Source organism: Marinovum sp., assembly GCF_048263515.1.
Classification (GTDB): domain Bacteria; phylum Pseudomonadota; class Alphaproteobacteria; order Rhodobacterales; family Rhodobacteraceae; genus Marinovum.
Genome location: NZ_JBLXEC010000019.1, coordinates 65,498 through 87,457, shown reverse-complemented (window position 1 = coordinate 87,457; position 21,960 = coordinate 65,498). Strand labels below are relative to the sequence as shown.

Annotated in this window: 4 protein-coding genes and 1 pseudogene; 3 read left to right on the top strand and 2 right to left on the bottom strand. The window is 63.9% G+C overall.

The features are described 5' to 3' along the window. Positions 1-405 precede the first annotated feature (405 nt). Both ACN0SE_RS16185 and ACN0SE_RS16180 read left to right on the top strand, forming a co-directional pair. Positions 406-972 (top strand): hypothetical protein, encoded by a 567-nt coding sequence (locus ACN0SE_RS16185; protein WP_417525571.1) that lies wholly within the window; start codon positions 406-408, stop codon positions 970-972. After that, positions 969-1,457 carry a hypothetical protein gene (locus ACN0SE_RS16180; protein ID WP_417525570.1) on the top strand — a complete coding sequence of 163 codons (489 nt, stop codon included), beginning with the start codon at positions 969-971 and terminating at the stop codon, positions 1,455-1,457. The genes ACN0SE_RS16185 and ACN0SE_RS16180 overlap by 4 nt, the downstream gene beginning before the upstream one ends. 1,141 nt (positions 1,458-2,598) lie before the next feature. Here the strand turns inward: ACN0SE_RS16180 and ACN0SE_RS16175 are convergent. Both ACN0SE_RS16175 and ACN0SE_RS16170 read right to left on the bottom strand, forming a co-directional pair. After that, positions 2,599-3,594, bottom strand: a complete 996-nt coding sequence (locus ACN0SE_RS16175) for a hypothetical protein (protein WP_417525569.1) — start codon at positions 3,592-3,594, stop codon at positions 2,599-2,601. A gap of 447 nt (positions 3,595-4,041) precedes the next feature. Beyond that, positions 4,042-4,194, bottom strand: a pseudogene (locus tag ACN0SE_RS16170) (integrase); the annotation flags it as partial. Between the two features lie 453 nt (positions 4,195-4,647). On the opposite strand from ACN0SE_RS16170, the gene ACN0SE_RS16165 reads away from it, so the two are divergent. Next, positions 4,648-21,960, top strand: a 17,313-nt coding sequence (locus ACN0SE_RS16165) for a beta strand repeat-containing protein (protein ID WP_417525568.1), incomplete at its 3' end; no start/stop codon positions are given.

Sequence of the window (21,960 nt, the reverse complement as noted above, 5' to 3'; positions counted from 1 at the left end):
GGCCAGCTACACGTGCGCCAAACAGGGGGTCATTTTTGGACGCCGATAGGGGGTCAAAATTGCATGCCGATTGACACTCGAGGATGCCAGGGCCGTGGCCATCCTCAAGCTGTTGAAGACCCGGCACTATGACGTTCCCCGCAAGAAACATCAGCATTCCGGACCCGAGGGAAACCTGCAGATGGAGGTTGACCGGATTTCGGCCAAGCTGCGGCAGAGCCCGATGCTCGCGACCCTCTGGACGAATGCACCGCAGCGCATTGCCGAGATCGCCCGCGGGCGCCTCGACGCGGCCCGTGCCGCGAAGGCGACCGATGGGAGGTCAGCGCGCTGCGGCTCTTTGCCGGTGCGGTGGCCTATTGTCTGCAAATGTCGCGGCCGATTCGGACCAAGTGTCTGCGCCAGGTGCGGATCGCCACGCAGGGCGAGGCCCATGCCAACCTGCTGCGCATGGCACCGGGGGAGGACCACTACACGTTCCGCTTCGCGCCTTGGGAGATCAAGAACCGGGCCTGGGTCACGGTGGATGTCTTGGGCGGCGACGCGGCGCTCCTGCGGGAATGGATCGCGCATTGGCGACCGCGGATGATCGAGCTGCAAGGGCTCGATCCCGGCAATGTCTACCTGTTTCCAGCGAAGGCCCTGCCAAAGCGGGACGTCGGCGTTCCGGTCACTTTGCCCCGCGGGTGCTATTCCGACAGCGCCTTTCTGGAGCTGTGGCGGGACGCTTCGGAGCACCTCGGTGTTCACGAGACGCCGCACCGGATGCGGCACGTGGTGGCTTTGCTCATCCTCGCGCTGCGACCCGGAGACTACGCCTTCGTCTCGAGCGTCCTTGGCAACAGGGAAGATACGGTGCGGACGCACTACGGCCGCGATGACGGTCAGTCGGCGGCAAGGGAGGCGCGTGCGGCCCTGCTCGCGGCGCACCCGGATCTGTTCAAGAACCTCAAGAGGAGACATTTGAAATGAAGGCCGAAATTGCCCGCGCCCGCTTGGCCGAGGTTCCGAGAGAAACGCGAGACCGGTTGATGCAGCATCGCGCTAAGTTGCCGGCCGGTGCCCTGGCCGTGGTTGCGCGGTTCTTCGAGGCCATGGAGGTGCGGGGAGAGCATGTCTCGGCCCCGTCCCGGGAAAGCTTCCTCATGGCCTGCGGCAGCGAGTCGACGCTGGGCCTGCTGCTTCGTGTCCTGGACCTGCACACGCCCTCGGTCTGCCTGGCCGAGGGGCGTGCGCTGCGCCGGGCGTATTACCGCGAACGGTCTCGCCACGCGGCAGCGCCCGGCCGGAGCCCGAGAGGGCAGGGGGCTTCGGCGACCGAGGCACGGAACTGGCCGCCACATTGGCAAGCGTTGCTGCCCGGGCTGCAGGCCGCGCCGATCCGGGAGAGCTCGAAAAACTTCAGAAATCTGGTTCGGAACCCCGACGGAGAGGCATGTCTTGCAGCTGGAATTTGAAATTTGGGTTCCGCCTGAGGGAAATTGCCTCTGGGTCGCCGGATTTTCTTAGACTCCAGATCGCTTACGCAACGTCATTCGGACGGGCGGCCAACACCTCTGCGCCCCGTCCGGTCGCGGCTATTCCGCCGCCGATTGTCAGAGTGGCGGGATCAGGAAACACCGACTGCGCCTGTTTCCATCCGGCCTCGGCATCCTAAACGCGGCGAACTGGTAACCTGCCCTCAACGCGCTGACGCCGACCACGCGCCCGTGCCGGGGAGTTCATTCCCTCTGCCTCTGTGCCGTCTTCAAGGCGCGACGGCACAGAGGCAGAGAGAATGACCCTCGAGACAAAAACCGAAAAGGTCCCAGACGAGGCCTGTCGACCTGCCCGCATTCAAACTCAGCTGCGCGCCGCAAGAAGGTCGGCGCGGTCTTGTCGCTTGGGCACTCCCGCCCGAGCTTAAACCAGGAGGTCGACCATGTTCGATTGTCCCATCTCCCCAATGAAACCCCTGCTTCACTTCCTCGTCACGGAGGCGGAAAGCCTGCAGAATGCGGCGCTTCTGCTCGGTGGCCGGCCCTGGCTTCGCCGGGTCCAGAAGTTGCTCGACGTGGCGGCGACGCAGCCGGTGCCGACGCGTCGCATGAAATCTGAGATGCACCAGCTCTGCGATCTGCTGCATCTCGAGCACGTGCATGATCTGGATCGCCCGGAAGCAGGCCACTTTGCCGAGCTCGATCCTGCCGGGCCACATGTCCCCCGAGATCTGCCGTCTTTCGGAGGCACTCGCCGAGGTCCTGGGTCAAACCGAAGCCCGAATCCGAGCGAGGTTCCTGGACTCAGAGTTTTCCTGAGGTCTCTGCGTCCAGGCCACGCGCAGGCCATGAGGCTACCTCTTGGGTCTGCACCCTGTGACGCAGACTTTGCGAACTGATTGCGCTGGACATGCAGATCGCGGCAGAAGGCATGGCAGCCTATGGACCAAGGAGATCGCCGGCACACGGGCCACGCGAGCGACTGCTCCTCTGTGCGGTCGTCAAGATTGGCGCCACGAGGAGCAGGGCAAGCAAGGCTCTTCACGGCCATCGGCCTCGCGCAACATCGCTTCCGAACCACCGCTTGAGAGCCTTCAGGAGATCGCCCTTCAGAACGGGCTCAGTCCGGGAACCGGACCAGAAACTCGTCGCGACGAAGCGGTCCAGCCGCTTTGGTCTTGCAATCCCAATCGGCCTCCTCATCGACGAACTGCACGAAGAGCCGCATCTCGGGAGAGGGCAAATCTGACATGGCGGGCTGGGTCTCGGCCAGGCGCGGGTGTGCGGGGAGGTCCTCGATGATGGCCGGGGCCTCACCGGCCGCCACGCGAGTGGCCTCGTAGAGCGTGACGAGCTCTCCCTTGGAGATCGACGGAATGCCAGCCATACGGCTGCGCAGGAGATCGAAGTCGATGGCGGCCAGTCGGAGGCGGAGCTCATCCGCGTGACCTTCGGCGGCCTTCAGGAAATAATGCGAGCTGGCACTGCCCGCCTCAGCGACCGACTTGACCCGCCCGGCATTCGCGCCGACGCGTTGCACTGCAAGATCGGCATCCGAGCGGCCGCTGAAGATAAAGTCAGGATGCGACTTCGCTTCAACGATCCTCGGCCGAGGTGTGGCCCGGCGTTGCCAGATCTGGAAGGCGCAGGTCGCGTTGCGCGCCTTGCCATCCGGATCGGTGATCAGGCCGGGGATGTCCTCGTCGTGGATCAGGTGAAACCTCGGATCAAGCCGGTTCTGCTGGCTCGGCTTCCGAACGCTGCGCGGCAGCAGGAGTGCGATCGTGTCGGCGTTGCGGGCAGCGGCGTTGAACAGCGCCACGGCAGACGCGCCCTTCCTGCCGGGCTCGGCGCTTTCAATCACCAGAGCACGCCCGAAGTTCCAATCGGACATCCTGGCTTCGAAATTCGCGCGGCACAGGCCTGCCGGGCGCGGAGCCAAATCCATGGCGATCCGGTTGCGCAGGCTGGTCGACAGCGTGCCCGCTCCTGCGGCGGGATCGATGATGGTGTCAAACGCATCAAGCGGACAGAGCGCCTCGAGACGCTGCAGGCAGACTGCCGCAGCCGAGGCGCTGATGTCGAAAACGGGGCGAGCGGTGAGGGTCTTGGTCATGCGGTATCTCCAGTTCTGATGGTCAGGACATGGGCCGCCCGCCAGAATGGAGAAAGGTGAGTTTGAATCGTTCTGTTCCAATCTAATAAAACCGCTTCCCGCTTACCACGAGAGCCAGAAGCCAATAGTGCAAGGCAATGACTTAAATTAGATTTTCCGCCATCTCGCCGCATTCTGCGCACGGTTTCTTCTTCTCCCAACACCCGCCGGGCCAACATTGCTCGGCTGGCGGAACGAACGAAGAGCCCTGAGGATCACCGAACCCCCGGATATCCCATATGAGCTCCGATTTCACAGCCTTCTGAAGTGTGATAGTCTATGTTCAACAACAGGTTAGGTATCGTGGAGCTGGGGGCGGACCAGACATTGGAGCGCGCGATGCTGCCTCTGTCGCGCCCTGCAGCCCCGCCGCCTTGGTCAGGTTACCCGAAACCGGTCGCGCCGCCGCTGGTCGCGGCGGGTCATCCCGGCCGAGACATGGCCCAGACGCAGGATCGTCCGATCGCGCAGCCCGTGCAGGTCAAGCGGCAGGCAGTCCGCCATGGCGAGAATGTCGCTGGCGAGGATGGCGTCCTTCTGCACCGGTGGCCGGGCATGGCGGCCGAGCAGGGCGGCCGCCCATACGTTGTTCAGCCTGGTGGCGCCTCCCGCCAAGCGGTCCCGGATGCGCAAGGACGCCAGCTCGGAAAAATCGAAAATGTTGCCGGGAAGATACTCTTTTCTTGACTGACCGGGCCGGAGAGGTACCCTGATCCTGAATTTCACTCCCAAGGGATCGGTTCGTTGAGGTGCATTGCCTTTAAGCTGCAGTAATTTCTTATTCGGGTTTTATGACCCTTTTTTTGGTCGGCTTTCGGCACGGAATAATTAAAGACGTATCTGCGCGAGCTCTCCCTCTTTAGAGTCCACGACTGTTTTTCAGGTCCAGAGATTTGAGGTTTAGCCATGAATTCGCCGCTCCTGCCCGAACAACGACTGAACACATATATTGCAGGCAATCAGTCCACGCCGAAAGTGACGGAGTTGGCGGACGGAAGGATACTCGCCGTCTGGGTGTCAGACGCGCAGGACGGCAGCGGCCTTGCGGTGATCGCGCAATTGTTCAGTGCTGAGGGCACCCCCACCGGCAACGAATTCGTGGTCAGCACGACCGGCGCAGGCAACCAGTTCGATCCGAGCATCGCCGCGCTCGACGGGGGCGGGTTCGTCATTGCCTATGAGGGGCCTGATACCAGCAGCAACGGGGTGTACGTGCAGGCGTTCGATGCCAATGCAGCTCCGATCGGCCCGGCGCAATTGACAAGCGACATCCAGACGAGCAGTCAGATCGACCCGGATGTGACCGGGCTTCCGGGCGGCGGCTATGTGGTGACATGGCACGACGACTACAATGGCAGCAACTTCTACGTCGAGGATATCCGGGCCCGGATCTATGACGGAACGGGCGCGCCAACCGGCGGGGTCTTTACGGTGAACACCACCGGCGGGGATTCGAGTTCGCAACAAACGGCCCCCACGACTTCGACGATCGCGGCCAGCGCGGATCCCAATGGTCTGGCCGCCGGGGGGTTCGTGATCGCCTGGGAGAATTCCGGCGACATCCATGCACAGGTCTACGACGCCTTCGGCACATCTGTCGGCGCTGAGTTCGTGGCAAATACCACAGTAGCGAGCACCCAGAGCGAACCGGTTGTCGCCGGCCTGAATGGCGGTCGGTTTGTCGTGGTTTGGACGGATCAAGGCGGCGCCGATGGGTCGGCTCAGGGCGTCTTCGCGCAAGTCTTCGAGGGCAACGGCACGGCTGTGGGCGCAGAACAGCAGGTCAATGTCGAATTTTCGAGCACGCAGCACCAGCCGGCGGTGACGGCCACCGCCGATGGCGGATTCGCGGTCAGCTGGTCGGCATTTACCTCCGGAGGATCGGGGGATGGCTCCAGCTACGGCATTGCGACACGCAGCTTCGATGCAGGCGGCGTTCCGACCACCGGCGAACAGATCGTCAATCAGGAGATCTCGGGCAATCAGACGCTGTCCGATCTGATCGGTCTGTCCACGGGCAATATCTTTGCCGTCTGGCAGTCGGACACCTCCGGCACGGCTGGCGATGGCAGCGGTGCGGGTATCTTCGGGCGCCTGCTGGGCGATCCGTCGACCTTCAGCAAGACCAGTGCCAACCCTGAGCTCAGCGCGCTCAGCGCAACACACAGCTTCGACGAGAACACGGTGAATGCCGCACCCCAGCGGATCGATGCCGACGGCGCGGTGGCCCTGTCGGACTCGGATTCCGCCGATTTCGATGGCGGCAGACTGCAGCTTTCGGTGATTGGACGGTCGGAATTCGAGGATAACTACCTGCCACAGGATGCCAATGCCCAGGATCAGCTTGGGCTGGATACCTCGGGCGCGGTGGCCGTCAGCGGATCGGATGTGTCCGTGAACGGCACGAACATCGGCACCATCGCCAGCGACGGCACCGGAGGCGCGCCGCTCGAGATCACCTTCAACGCGGATGCGACCGTGGCCCTGATTGAGGTGCTGATCGAGAATCTCACCTATCAGAACCTGTCGGACGACCCGCGTGACCAGACCACTCTGGGCCTCGCGCTCGAGGATGGTGACGGCGGCGCGATCGAGCCCGCCAGGATTGTCATCGACATCACGCCGGAGGCTGACCGTGACGGCGCGGTGCGCGGCGAAGTGCAGGTCAACACCTTTCCGACCGGCAATCAGAACGACAGCGCGATCGCGGCGCTGACCGATGGCGGCTATATTTCCGTCTGGGAATCGATCAATCAGGACAATACCGGCGACAACGACGGCGGGATCTTTGCACAGCGCTACAATGCGGACGGCGTGCCTGTCGGTGGCGAATTCCAGGTCAACACCACGGTCTCGGCGACGCAGTTCGAGCCGGAGGTGGCCGGGCTGAGCGACGGCGGCTGGGTGATTGTCTGGCGCGACGACAATGGCACGACGATCAAGCTGGATCGCTATGACGCAAGCGGAAACCGCACCGTCACGGAACAGGTCGTTCCGACCAATACCACAAACACCCAATCCGATGCCGATGTCGTGGGCCTGTCGAACGGCGGCTATGTCGTCACATGGACCACCAACGACTTCACCGGGGGCGATGGCAGTTCGAACGCCGTGAAGGGCCAGCTTTTCAACGCCGCCGGCGCCACTGTGGGAGGCGAATTCCTGGTCAACGGACAGACCATCGGCAATCAGTCCGACGGCGCCATCTCGGCACTCGATTCGGGTCGGTTCGTCGTGGTGTGGACCGAGGGTGACGTGGCCAACGGTGACGGGTCGTCCAGCGCCATCTCGGCGCGCATTTTCGGCGCGAACGGCCTGCCCGAAGGTGGTGAGTTCCAGGTCAACACCTTTACGAACAGCCAGCAGTATCAGCCTGCCGTCGCGACACTGGACAATGGCGACTTTGTCGTCACCTGGAGTTCCTACTCCCAGGACAGCACCAATACCTACGGTATTTACTACCAGCGCTACGACAGCACCGGCACGCCCATTGGCGGCGAGGTGCGCGTCAACGAATACGTCGCAGGCAACAGCTACAACCCCGATATCATTGCGCTCGATACTGGCGGGTTTGTCATCTCCTGGAACGAGGATACGCCGGTCGGCTCCGGTCAGGACGTCTTCACCGTGGTGTTCGATGCCGACGGCACGCGGGTCGACAGCGATACGCTGGTCAACAGCGAAACCTCGGGCGCGCAGGACAATGCCGTTATGGCCGCGCTTCCCGATGGCAACTACGTGGTGCAATGGACCTCGCAGACCAGCGGCAGTGCCGGTGACGGCAGCGGCGACGGTGTCTTTCAGCAGATTTTCGGCGATCCAACAGAGATCAGCGCCTCGGCCCCGCCGCAGCTGCAGGGGCTGGCGTCCGTGGTGACCCTGGGCGAGGCCGAGGCGAACGCCGGCAACGCGCTTCTGTTCCCCGCCGGGGCGGCCCATCTGACCGACGCGGACAGCGCCGATCTCGACGGGGGCGAGCTGCGCATCCAGCGGTTCGTCGAAGAGCCGCTTCAGGCGCAGTTCAATGCCCCCGACAACGGCATGCAGGACAACCTTTCCTTTGCCACCGGCGGGTCGGTTTCGCAGGCGGGCAATACCCTGTCGGTCGACGGGGTGGCGGTGGCCAGCATCGTGTCGGACGGCCAGGGCGGCGACGATCTTGTCCTCGATTTCCTGCCCGGCGCGACGCTCGAGCGGGTGGAAACGCTGCTCGGGGCCCTGAGCTACACGAACCCGTCGGACGATCCGCGCGACACCCGCAGCTATTCGCTCACCATCACGGATGGCGACGGCGGGGTGACCGCGCCCTTTGTGTTCCAGCTGCAGGTGACCGAAGAGGCCGAAGCCGGAGCGCTGGAAAAGGTCGGGCCTGAAACGCTGGTCAACGATTTCACCACGGGTGACCAGAGTTCAAGCGCCAACACCACGTTGGACGATGGCGGCTGGGTCGTGGTCTGGCATTCGAACGGACAGGACGGCAGCGGTCTGGGCATCTTCGGGCAACGCTACGATGCCGGCGGGAATGCCTTCGGGACCGAATTCCAGGTGTCCGGCACAACCAACGGGAGCCAGAGCGACCCTTCCGTCGCCGCGCTCTCGACCGGCGGCTGGATCGTGGCCTGGGCCGGCAACGGGCCCGGAGACTCCAGCGGTGTTTTCTATTCCACCTTTGATTCCACTGGTGCGCCGGTCGCAACGGAAGTGCTGGTGAACACCAACACAAGCAGCACTCAAAACGACCCCGAAGTCGTCGGCCTGCCGGGCGGTGGATTTGCCGCGGTGTGGGTTTCGAGCACAGGCGACGGGTCGAGCAATGGCGTGTTCCTGTCGATCTTTGCGTCGGACGGGGCACCGGTCGCGACCGAGGTGCAGGTCAATACCGAAACCTCTGGCGCCCAGTACCAGCCGGACATTGCACTGATGGCGGATGGCCGGATCGCGGTGACCTGGACTTCGCAGACTTCGGGCACGGCGGGTGACGGCAGCAGCGATGGCATCTTTGCGGCGATCTTCAATGCCGATGGCACGCCTTCGGTTGGCGAATTCCAGGTCAACACCCTAGCCACCAATGCCCAGAACAACCCGGCCATCGCGGCCGTGCCCGGCGGCGGTTTCATCATCGTCTGGGAAGACGATGCCGCCCAGGACGGCAGCGGGCAGTCCATCGTCGCGCAGCGGTTCGACAATACGGCCACGCCGATCGACGGGCCCTTCGTCGTCAACGAGATTATTACCAACACCCAGAGCGAACCGCAGGTTGCGGTGGCTTCGGATGGCAGCTTTGTCATCGCCTTCCGCGACAACTGGAATGCCGATGGCAGTTCCGATTCCGTTCACATCCAGGCCTATGACGCCAGCGGGGCGCGGCTCGACAGCCAAACCCTCGTGAACACCGAAACCAGCGGCAATCAGACGCAACCGGCAATCACCGCGCTGCCAGGGGGCAACTACGTTGTCAGCTTCACCTCGGTCACCAGCGGCACCGCGGGTGATGGCAGCAGCAACGGCGTGTTCCAGCAGATATTCGGCGATCCGGCGGACTTCAATCTGGGGCAGGGGCCTGTGGTGCAGGGGGCCGATCTGAACCGGACTATTAACGAGGCGGATGCCAATCTTGGTCTTGTGTCGCTCGATCTCAACCAGACGATTGCGGTGGGGGACACCGGGGCAGGCGGGTTTGACGGCGGGGTGTTGCTGGTCGCGGTCGATCTGACCGAGAACATGCCGGAGCAACAGGTGGGTGACGACAGTCAGGCCCAGGATGTGTTCGGCCTGATCAGCGGCGATATCGGCAACGGCGATGTGCAGGTGTCCGGCACCGCGGTCTCGGTCGACGGCACCGTGATCGGAACCATCGCCCAAGACGGCACGGGCGGCGCGGCGCTGGAGGTCGTGTTCAATGCTTCCGCCTCGGTCGAGGATGTCGAGGCAGTGGTCAGCGCGGTGGGGTATTCGACCCCTTCCGATGCGCCGATGACCGACCGGACCGTGCGGATCGAGCTGACCGACGGCGACGGCCTCAGCGCGCCGACGCAATTCATCGCCCTGACAATCTCGCCCGAGAGCGACAGCCTGTTGACCGCGCAGGACGAACGCAGGGTCAACGCCCACACGCAGGATCACCAGATCGATCCGGACATCGTCGAGCTCTCCGGCGGCGGATTTGTCGTTGTCTGGCGCTCGAGCATCCAGGATGACGCGAATGGCTTCTCCGAAGGCATCTATTTCCAGATGTACGATGCCGGCGGCGTGCCGACGGGCCCCGAACGGCTGGCCAACACCACGACCGCCGCCACGCAGCGAGACCCGGAAATGGCGGCGACCCCCGATGGCGGGTTCATCATCGTCTGGGAAGGCCAGAATCAGGACAACGGCGCCGATAACGATTTCGGCATCATCGCACAGAAGTTCGATGCCACCGGGGCGGCGGTGGGCGGCGAGGTCATCGTCAACACCACGGTAACCGGCACCCAGTTCGATCCTGCCATCGCCGTGGCCGCCGATGGCAGCTATGTCATCACCTACACATCCGACAGCGGCGACGGATCGAGTGACGCGATCCTCAGCCAGCGCTTTGACGCCACCGGTACGCCGGTGGGCACCGAACAGGTGGTCAACACTGCCAATACGTCCAGCAACCAGAGCCAGAGCGAGGTGGCCTTCTTCACCGACGGCACCAATACGGCCGGACATGTGGTGGTCTTCACCGCGCCGACAAGTGGCGGCGAGGGCGACGGCGATTCCAACGGCGTGTTCATGCGGGTCTATGATGCCGCCGGTGTGCCGACCGGACCTGATGTGCTTGTGAATACCACCACGGCAAACAGCCAGTCGGCGGGCCAGGTCGTCGGCCTGACCGGTGGCGGGTTCGTTGTCGTCTGGGAAGACAGCGATCTTGACGGCAGCACCCAGGGCATCTTCGCGCAACTCTATGACGCGACCGGCACGGCGCAAGGCGGCGAATTCCGCCTGAACACCGAGACGCTGAACAGCCAGTTCGATTTCGACCTGACCGCGACGGCCAATGGCGGCTTTGCGATCAGTTTCACCTCCGATGTGGCCGACGGCAGTTCCTTTGGCGTCATCCTGGCAACCTTCGACGCGAATGGCGTCAAGACCGACCAGGAGGTGCTCGTCAACCAGGAGACAAGTTCGAGCCAGGAAGACAGCGCGCTGGTCGGACGGGCCAATGGCGATATCCTCGTCGCCTATACCTCGACCACGTCGTCCTCGGCCGGCGACGGGTCGGGCGACGGTATCTTCCTGCGGGAATTCACCGCCGCGCCGGGAGCGGACATCTCGCCCGAACTGAGCGATTTCAACCGCTTCATTCAGGCGCGCGCCGATGACATCACCGGCGGCAACACCATCCGGCTGGATGAGGCGGTTGCCTTTTCGGACAGCACCAGTGCCGATTTCGATGGCGGCACGCTCGAGCTGTACTACACCAGCGGCAACGTGGATCCGACCGATCAACTGAGCATCATGGCAGGCGGTGATGTCACCCTGGCCGGCAGCACGATCAGCGTCAACGGCACCGCCGTCGGCACGATCGACGCAACGCTCGACGGTGCGAATGGCGCCGGTCTGACCATCACCTTCAACGCCGATGCCACCGCGGCCGACGTCAAGGCGATCCTCGAACAGGCCAGCTATGGCTCGTCGGGGACCGCCGCCAATGTCCAATTCGACGACAAATCCGTCGGCGTGGTCATCACCGATGGCGACGGTGGGCAGACAGAGCCGGATTCCGTCTATATCGATCTGGTCGGGCCCGGTGCGATCTCGAACACCGGCATTCAGATCACCGATTTCGGTCGCTGGGAAAATGAACAAGGCGCCGGGTTCGACCCGGTCTCCGAGGCCGCCTTGCTGGCCGCGCCGCAACGGATCGACTCCGATATCGACATCGACGACTTTGCCGGGACCGGCTTCGACGGTGGCTTTGTCCAGATGCAGAACGTGACCACCTTCATGCAGGGCCTGGAGCTTTCGGTCGACGATGCGGGGACAGGCTCCGGTCAGATCGGCTTTGACGGCACCACCGTCACCTATGAGGGAACGGCCATCGGTACGGTCGATGCCTCGGAAACCGGTGCCGGCGGGTCCGCGCTGCGCATCAATCTGAATGCAGCGGCCACCGCAGAAGGCGTCGAGGCGCTGGCCGAGGCGATGACGGTCGGCCTCAGCACCGGGGCGGGCTTCATCAATCCGCTGTTGCGCCTGACCGTTTCCAATGGCTCCTCCGCGCCTTTGGTGCAGGCCACCCTGCCGATCGTGGACGACGGCGGCATCCTGCCCGACACCATGGACGAACAGGTCAACACCTTCACCTTGAACGATCAGCAGAGCCCGCGGGTGGCGGCCCTGAGCGACGGCACCTACGTCGTCGTCTGGACATCGGAGACCCAGGATGTTCCTGGATCGTTCCAGCGCGGCATCTTCGGGCAGGTCTTCTCCGAAAGCGGTGATCCGATCGGGGTCGAGTTCCAGGCCAACGACATCTCGTCGGGCGATCAGTTCCAGCCGCGTGTCTCGGCGCTGCCCAACGGGACCTTCGTGGTGCTCTGGACCGAATCCAACGGGCGCGACGGGTCGGGCCAGGGGGTCTATGGCCAGGTGTTCGACAATTCCGGCGCCGCCCAGGGCAGCAGCTTCCAGGTCAACGAGGAAATCTCGAGCACTCAGAATTCTGCCCAGGTCGTGGCCCTGGATAACGGCGGTTTCCTGACGGTCTGGTCCTCGACAACCTCGGGCAGCGCCGGTGACGGCAGCAACGAGGGCATATTCGCCCGGGTCCACGCTGCCGATGGCACACCGTCAGGCGGCGAGTTCCAGGTCAATTCGACGACCCTCGGCCAGCAGCTGCGTCCGCGGGTCACCGAACTGCCCGATGGCGATGTTCTCGTGGTCTGGGAAGATCGCAACGGCAACGACGGCAATGGGTATGGCGTCTACATGCAGCGCATCGATGGCACGACGGGCAACCTCGTCTCCATCGATGGCACGACGTCCGGTGCCGGGGAGCTGCGCGTCAACACCACCACGGCGGGCAATCAGGAAAAACCCGATGTCGGCGCGCTGGCCGCCAGCGCGACCCTGCCCAACGGCGGCTTCGTCGTCGTGTGGGAAGTGCCCGGTGTCAGCGGCAATGACATCGCAGCCCAGATCTACGACATCGACGGTGTGCCGCAGGGCGGCGAGTTCATCGTCAACATCGCAGCCGGCGGACATCAGGAAGACCCGGTGGTGGTGGGCCGGGCCGATGGCAGCTTCTCGGTCATCTGGGCGGACAGCAGCGGGCTGGACGGCAGTGGCTGGGGTGTCTTCGGACAGGATTTCAATCCCGACGGCAGCCCGAACGGAGTGTACTATCAGGTCAATTCCGAGACCTCCTCGACACAGTATCAGCCCGATGCAGCCGAGCTGAACAATGGCACACTCGCCGTTGTCTTCGCGGCATTCACCTCCGGCTCGTCGGGCGACGGGTCGCAATACGGCGTATTCCAGCAATTGCTCGATCAGCCCGCCTTGGCGGCGGGGGCGCAGAGCCCGGTGCTGGAGGGCTTTGACGACACGGTGAGCTTTACCGAGACCGAGGTCAACGCGGGCCTGCAATTGCTCAACCAGGACGGCGCGCTGAGCCTGACGGATGCGGATTCCTCCGACTTTGACGGCGGACAGTTGTTCGCGGATGCGCTTGTCGGCTCCGGTGACGCCTTCGATGCCCAGCTGGGCGCAGGCCAGGGGACGTCGCAGGACAATATCGGTCTGGTGATCGGCAACGGGGTGACTGTCCTCGGCGCGACCGTATCGGTCGACGGCACGGCCGTCGGCACCATCGACAGCGATGGCCAGAACGGCGCGCCGCTGGTCATCACCTTCAATGCCAGCGCGACCCCGGAACTGGCGGAGCGGGTGGCATCGCAACTGGGCTACGGCAACAACAGCAGCGACCCTGACGCGACACGCGATATCGCGCTGCAGATCACTGACGGCGATGGCGGTTCGTCCGGAACGCAGGTCGTGACCGTGAACATCACCCCCGAGGTCGACCGCGTGCAGGTACCGATCGGCGGTGAAGACCAGGTCAACACCTTTGCGCCGAACGACCAGCAGGTGCCTGCGACCGCGGCTGTCTACGACAGTCTCGGCAATCAGACCGGTTATGTCGTGGTCTGGCGCAGCAGCGAGCAGGATCAGGTGCAGGACGGCACCTTTGGCGTCTACGGCCAGCTCTTCGGCCTGGACGGAGCACCGATCGGCGCGGAATTCCGCGTCAACGACGAGACCTTCCAGAACGAGCGCGAGCCGAGCGTCATCGGGCTTCCGACCGGCGGCTTCGCGGTCGTCTTCGAGGACGGTTCGGGCCAGCAGGACGTCGAATTGCGGATCTTCGACGAGACCGGCGCGCCGGTGACCGGCGAGATCGGGGTCGAGGGCGGCGTTCTGGCCTATGCGCCGGATATCGCGGCAAAGTCGAACGGCAACATCCTTGTCACCTACACCGACTGGAGCAGTACCGACGGCAGCGGCTACGGCATCTTCGTCGTCGAGTTCGACAATACCGGCACGCAGATCTCGGCGACCCCCGTGCAGGTGAATGTCGAAACGTCCAGCAATCAGGACTTCTCCTCGATCACCGTGCTCTCCGACGACCGCTACGTCACCATGTGGCAGTCGCCGACCTCCGGAACCGCCGGTGACGGCAGCGGATTTGGCGTCTTCGGTCGCATCTTCAATGCCGACGGCACGCCCGCGGGGGGAGAGTTCATCGTCAATACCCTGACGGCCGGCTCGCAATACGAGGTGGAGGTCGCAGCGCTTGGCGATGGCGGTTTCGTGGCGGTCTGGCGCGACGACAATACGGTCGATGGCTCCGGCACTTCGGTCCAGATGCAGCGCTATGACGGCTCGGGCGCTCCGGTCGGCGGCCAGGTGCGGGTGAACGAAACGACGGTGTCGAACCAGTATCAGCCCGATGTCATCGCGCTCGACAACGGCGGCTGGCTGGTCTCCTGGTATGACGACAGCGGCAATGACGGCAGTGGCGGCGGTGTGTTTGCGCAGGTCTACGCGGCCGATGGCAACCGCGTCGACGGGGAATTCCAGGTCAATACAGAGTTTTCTGGCAATCAATCCCAGCCAGCGGCAGTGGCTCTGCCCGATGGCGGTTTCACGATCGTCTGGACGTCGGCCACATCCGGCGCGGCAGGCGACGGATCGAGCAACGGCATATTCCAGCAGGTGTTTGCCGACCCGGCGCTTCTGCCAACGTCGGAAAACCCGGTTCTGATCGGGGTACCCGACAGTGTGACCCTCACCGAGGCGGACGTGAACGCGGGTCCGCAGGCGCTGACCCCCTCGGTCAGCCTGGGCGATGCCGACAGCACGGATCTGAGCGGCGGCCAGCTGAACGTCGCCATGATCGACAACGATCAGGTGCAGCGGCAGTTCGCGGATCAGGACGCCGAAGGACAGGATCAGCTCAGCTTCCTGACCGGCGGCGCGGTATCGGTCTCCGGTGGAAATGTGTCTGTCGGTGGCACGGTCGTCGGCACACTGGACAGTGACGGCACAGACGGCGCGCAACTCATCGTGACGTTCAACGCAAACGCTACTCCTGCGCGTGTCGAACAGCTGATCGAGGCTCTGGGCTACGCCAATACCTCCGACGATCCCAACACGGCGCGGCTGGTCTCGGTCCAGGTCACCGACGGCGATGGCGGCTTTGTACGCGAGACCATCGATCTGACCATCACGCCCGAGACCGACGGGGGGGTCGCGGTCGACGACGAGGTGCAGACCAACAGCTTCACGACCGGTGCGCAGGACGAGAGCGCCGTCGCCTCGCTGGCCGATGGCGGCTATGTCATCGTCTGGACCTCGAACAACCAGGATGCGACGGGCGACAACCAGGATGGCGTCTTCCTGCAGCGTTACGACGCCGCCGGTGCGCCCGTGGGCGGCGAAATCCAGGTCAACACCACGACGAGCAACGCGCAGACCGACGCGCATGTGGTGGGTCTGTCGACCGGCGGATATGCGGTCGCCTGGACCGATTTCTCCGGTGTGAACAGCCCCAACAGCGATCAGGAAGTCACGATCCAAGTGTTTGGCGCCAATGGCGTCAAGGTCGGGACCGAAGCGATCCTTGCGACCACCGGCATATTCAATCCGAACTCAGTGCGACTGGCCGCGACCGACAGCGGCAACTTTTTTGTCGTCGCCGCCGCGCGGGATGACGCCAGCCCCTTCGAATACCAGATCGTCGGTCAGGAGTTCACCGATGCAGGCGGTGCCGCAGGCAGCCGCTTCGAGGTGCCGATCAGCGGCAATACCGCAATCCAGCCGGACATCGCGGTCCAGTCCGACGGCACCCTTGCCGTGGTCTATACGGAACAGGCGGTGGACAACGCCCCGGCGAACGATCAGGGCATCCTGCTTCAGCGCTACGCCTCTGATGGCAGCCAGGTGGGCGGGCCGGTCGTCGTCAATTCCGATGTTGCGGCGAACCAGCTCACGCCGCGGATCGCAGCGCTTGACGGCGGCGGCTATGTTGTCACCTGGAGAAGCGAGACCGGCGATGACGGCCCGGGCTTCGTCTGGGGGGTCTACGCACAGATCCTCGACAGCTTCGGCAATGCCGTGGGCGAGCAGTTCCTCGTCAATGAAACCGTCGACGGCAGCCAGTATGAGCCGGATGTCGCCGGTCTCGAAGGTGGCGGGTTTGCCATCGCCTACCGTGATGACAATAGCACCGACGGCAGCGGCGCAGGCGTTTTCGTGCAGCAGTATTCCGCGGATGGCACCCGCCTGGACGATCCGGTCCAGGTGAACCAGGAGTTCAGCAGCACGCAGAGCCAGCCCTCGATCGCTGCCCTGCCGGGCGGCAACTTCGTGGTGTCCTTTACCTCAGAGACCTCCGGTTCCGCGGGCGATGGCAACAGCACGGGCGTGTTCCACCGTATTCTCGGCGACCCGGCGGATTTCGCCTCGGGCGGCGATCCGATCCTTGACGGGGTGAACGCCCAGGTCTTCTATGACGAGAATGACGTCAACGGCGTACCGCGCCTGATCGACGCCAATGGCGCGGTCGCGGTCTCGGATCCGGATTCCACCGATTTCGACGGCGGGTCGATCCTTGTCTCCAATGTCATTGCCTCGGCGCCGCTGATCCACCAGATCAATCCGCCCGACGATCTGACCCAGGACGTGCTGGGTCTGCGGCAGGCCAACGGCATCACCATCACCACCGGCGATGTTTTCGTCAACGGCACCCAGGTGGGCGCCATCGCGCAGAGCGGAGCGAGCGGCCTGCCCTTCGAGATCACGCTCAACGCCAACGCGGATGCGGCGATCGTCGAGCTGCTGGTCGAGAACCTGACCTATCGCAACCTGTCCGACGACCCGCTCGAGGTGCGCCAGCTGCGCCTCCAGATCACCGATGGCGACGGGGGCGCCTCCGATCCTGTCCTTGTGCAGGTCAATATCGCGCCGACCCCGGACGGGGCGGTGCCGGTGGGCGGCGAACGCGTGGTCGAGACCTCGGCCGGCGCCTCCTATCTGCCGGCGGTCGAGCAACTGCTCGGCACCGGCGGCGATTTCATCGTGGTGTGGGAAAACGGCAGCGCCGATGGAAGCGGCGACGGAATATTTGCGCAGCGCTTTGACGCCAACGGCAACCCGGTGGCGCGCGACGGCAGCGGGCTGGCCAGTGGTGTGACCGATGAGTTTCAGGTCAATACGACAACCACCAGCAATCAGGACAACCCGGATGTTGCGAGCTTTGCCGACGGCAGCTTTATCGTCGTCTGGGAATCCGCGGATACCAGCAGCACCGGCGTCTTTGCGCAAAAGTACAATGCCGACGGAACGCCCAATGGCGGCGAGTTTCAAGTCAACACGCTGACCTCTTCGGTTCAGTACCAGCCGCAGGTCACGACCCTGACCGATGGCAGCTTCGTGGTGACCTTCTCGGCGTTCACTTCCGTCGGGTCGGGCGACGGCTCCTCATACGGGATCAGCGCGCGGGTCTATGACAACACCGGCGTGGCCACAGGCAACGAGTTTGTGGTCAATACCGAGACGGGCGGAAGCCAGGATCAGCCTGATGTCACTGCCTTGGCCTCGGGCGGCTTTGTCGTCTCCTGGACCTCCGACACCAATGGCAGCGCCGGCGACGGATCCGGTGACGGCATCTTTGCACAGGTCTTCAATTCCACCGGCGCAGCGGTCGGAGCCGAATTCCAGGTCAATACGACGACGGCGGGCAATCAGACCATTTCCAAGGTCATCGAACTGACCAACGGCAATCTGGTGTTCGTCTGGGCGGACAGCGCCGCGGACCAGAGTGCGACCGGCATCTTTGCGCAGATTTACGCGCCGGATGGCACAGCTGTGAACGAAGAGTTTCGGGTCAACGATCAGCGCATCAGCACCCAGACCGAGCCCGATATTACCGCGTTGGATACCGGCGGCTTCGTGGTCACCTGGGCCGACAGCAACGGCACCGACGGCAGTGGATGGGGCGTCTTTGGTCAGCAGTACGATGCGGGCGGTGCGCGGATCGACAGCCAGTTCCAGGTCAACACCACAACCAGCGGCACCCAGGATTTCCCCAGTGTCAGCGGCCTTCCCGGTGGCGGATTCGTGGTTGCCTTCAACAACGGCTCCGCCACCCCCGGCGAGGTGTTACTGCAGGTCTACGGCAATGCGCTGCCGACGGTCTCGCCAGTCTCGGCCTCTGGCGATGAGGATACACCCATCGTGCTGGACGCCGCGATCTTCGACGCGGGCTTCTCCGATCCCGACGGCAATACGCTTCAGGCGATCCGGATCGAGACCTTCCCCACAGGGGGATCGCTTGAATTGAGCGGCACGCCAGTCGTCGCCGGTCAGGAAATCAGCCGGGCCGATCTGCTGGCCGGCAATCTGGTCTATACCGGCGCGCAGGATTTCAACGGCGCCGACAGCTTCCTCTGGACCGGCTCGGACGGCATCGGGTTCTCTGCGGATGTCGTGGCGGCCAACATCACCGTCGATCCGGTGAATGATGCTCCAGACCTCGAAGCGGGGCCGGATACCACGATCTCCGAAGGCCAGAACCTGAACCGTACGATGACGATCGGCGATCCGGATACCGACACCCGGACCTTCACGGTGGATTACGGCGACGGGTCGGCTCTGCAGGTCTTCTCGACGGCCTCGACCAGCCCCAACCTGAGCCATGTCTATACCGGTGAGGGCAGCTTCACGGTCTCGGTCTCGGTCGACGACAATGCCGGCGAGACCAATTCGGTCGAGACCGACAGCTTTGTGGTGACGGTCAACAATGCCGATCCGAATGCGAACAACAATGGCTATAGCGTGTCCGAAGACGGGCCGGCGCTGACGACCTTCAACATCCTGGACAATGACACCGACCCGGGGAACGATCCGCTGACCGTGAGTGCGGTGAACGGGGTCATGGCGGATGTGGGTCAGCCCCTGACGCTGACCTCCGGCGCGCTGCTGCAGGTCGAAGCCGACGGAAGCTTCAGCTATGATCCGAACGGTCAGTTTGAATCTCTCGGACGCTTCCAGTCCGCGACCGACAGCTTCACCTACACGATCAGCGATGGGGATGGTGGCAGCGACACCGGGACGGTGAGCTTCTTTATCGACGGACAGAATGACGCGCCCGACGCGGTGGACGACACATTCGCTGCGAGCGACCTGACGCCCACTTCGGGGGATGTTCTGGTCAACGATACCGATGTGGATGCGCCCGACGTGCTCACGGTGACCGAGGTCAACGGGACTGCCGCAAATGTCGGCACACAGTTCGCGCTGCCCTCTGGCGCGCTGCTGACGCTGAATGCCAACGGCACCTTCGACTATGACCCCAACGGTGCCGTCACCGGTCAGCCGACCGATACGTTCACCTATTCCATCTCAGACGGTCTCGCCGAGGACAGTGCGACGGTGACCCTCAACATTGCGCAATCCAACCAGCCCCCGGTGGCACAGGATGACGCGATTGCGGCCGACGAGGACACCGGCGCCAGCGGCAGCCTTCTGGTCGACAACGGCAGTGGAGCCGACAGCGATCCGAACGGCGACCCGCTGACCGTGAGCCAGGTGAACGGCGCGATCGCCAATGTGGGCAACCCGCTCACCCTGACCGGGGGCGGCATCGTCACCGTCAATACAGATGGCACCTTCAGCTTCGACACTGACGGGCAGTATGAGAACTTGCAGGTCGGCGAGACGGCGACCGAGACCTTCACCTATACCATCCAGGACGGCAACGGCGGTAGCGATCAGGCGACCGTCACGATGACCATCAATGGCGTGAACGATCCGGTGGTGGCGGTGAACGACACCGCCACCACCGACGAGGACACCAGCACCGGCGGGTCGGTCCTGACCAATGACACGGATGCCGACCTCGACACCTTGTCCGTGAGCGAGGTCGGTGGGTCTTCGCTGGCGATCGGAACCCCGGTCACCGGGTCCGCTGGCGGCAGCTTCGTCATCAACGCTGACGGGACCTTCACCTATGATCCGAACGGCCAGTTCGAGGCCCTCGATACCGGCGACAGCACCACCGACAGCGTGACATATCAGGCCACGGACGGGCCGACCACAGACACCGCCACGCTCACCGTGACCGTCACCGGCGTCAACGATGCGCCGGATGCGGAGGATGACGCCTTTTCCGTTTCGGAGCTCGGGGTCCTCAACGGGAATGTCTTGGCGGACAATGGCAACGGGGCAGACAGCGATCCCGACCTCAACGACCTTCCGGTCGTGACCGAGGTCAACGGGGCCGCCGCGGATGTGAACAGCACGATCACACTGGCCTCCGGCGCGAACCTGACGCTCAATGCCTCGGGGACCTTCACCTATGATCCGAACGGCGCCTACGATACGCTGAACGGCGGCGAGACCGCCACCGAGACCTTCACCTACACGATCGAAGACGATGACGGCGTCGAGGATACCGCCACCGTCACCATCACCATCACCGGTGAGGAAAGCACGCCGGTCGGCGTCGATGACGGCAACACGACCGACGAAGACAGCGCGACCGTCGGAAACGTGTTGGCCAATGACAGCGATGGCGACGGGGATCCGCTGTCGGTCGCTGCGGTGAACGGCGAGACGGGCGATGTGGGCACACAGATCACGTTGCCCTCTGGCGCCTTGCTGACCCTGAATGCCAATGGCACCTACGACTACGATCCGAACGGGTCGTTCGACACCCTTGCCGTGGGCGAAAGCACAACCGACAGCTTCGGCTACACGGTCTCGGACGACAACGGCAACACGGATACGGCCACCGTCACGATGACCATCGCCGGCGTCAACGATGCACCGGTGGCGCAGAACGACATCATTGCAACGACGGAATCGGCAGCGATCTCCGACAACCTTCTGACGAACAACGGTTTCGGGGAAGACAGCGACCCCGACACCAGCGACACGCTGACCGTGACAGCCGTGAACGGGGCAGGGGGCAATGTCGGCTCCCAGTTCACCCTCGCCTCCGGCGCAAGGCTCACGGTGCAGTCGGACGGCACGGTGGATTATGATCCGAACGGACAGTTCGAGTCACTCGCCGTCGGCGAGAGCACCTCCGACAGCTTCACCTACACGATCAGTGACGGCAACGGCGGCAGCGATACGGCGACCGCGACGATCCAGGTCAACGGCGAGAACGATGCCCCGGATGCGCAGGATGACAGCTTCAATCTCGCCGTGGATGTCGACATCACCAACGGCTCGGTGCTGGCGGACAACGGCAACGGACCGGACAGCGATCCCGACACCAGCGATACGCTTTCGGTCAATGCGGTCGAGGGGAGCTCCGCCAATGTGGGCGTCCGGTTCCAGCTTCCCTCCGGGGCCTATCTGACGCTGGGGTCGAATGGCCTCTTCGATTACGAACAGGCGGGCGCCTTCTCTGGCCTCGGAGCCGGTGCGTCCGACACCGACAGCTTCACCTATGCCATTAGCGACGGCAACGGCGGCACCGACATGGCGACCGTGACCATCACCATCGGGGGGACAAACCAGCCCCCGACCGCCCTGGACGACAGCCTGAGCACCGATGAGGATACGGCGGCGACAGGCTCCAACCTGCTGGCCAACGACACCGATCCCAATGGCGATCCCCTGACAGTCAGTCAGGTGAACGGATCGACGGCCAATGTCGGCAGCCAGATCGCCCTGGCCTCCGGGGCCTTGCTCACGGTACAGGCGGGCGGCGCGGTGGCCTATGATCCGAACGGCCAGTTCGAGGCCCTTGCGGTGGGCGAGACCGCCACCGACAGCTTCACC

Excerpts from the sequence above, each read along its gene's own strand:
- ACN0SE_RS16180 (WP_417525570.1), top strand. The coding sequence starts at position 969 with ATGAAGGCCGAAATTGCCCGCGCCCGCTTGGCCGAGGTTCCGAGAGAA.
- ACN0SE_RS16175 (WP_417525569.1), bottom strand. The coding sequence starts at position 3,594 with ATGACCAAGACCCTCACCGCTCGCCCCGTTTTCGACATCAGCGCCTCG.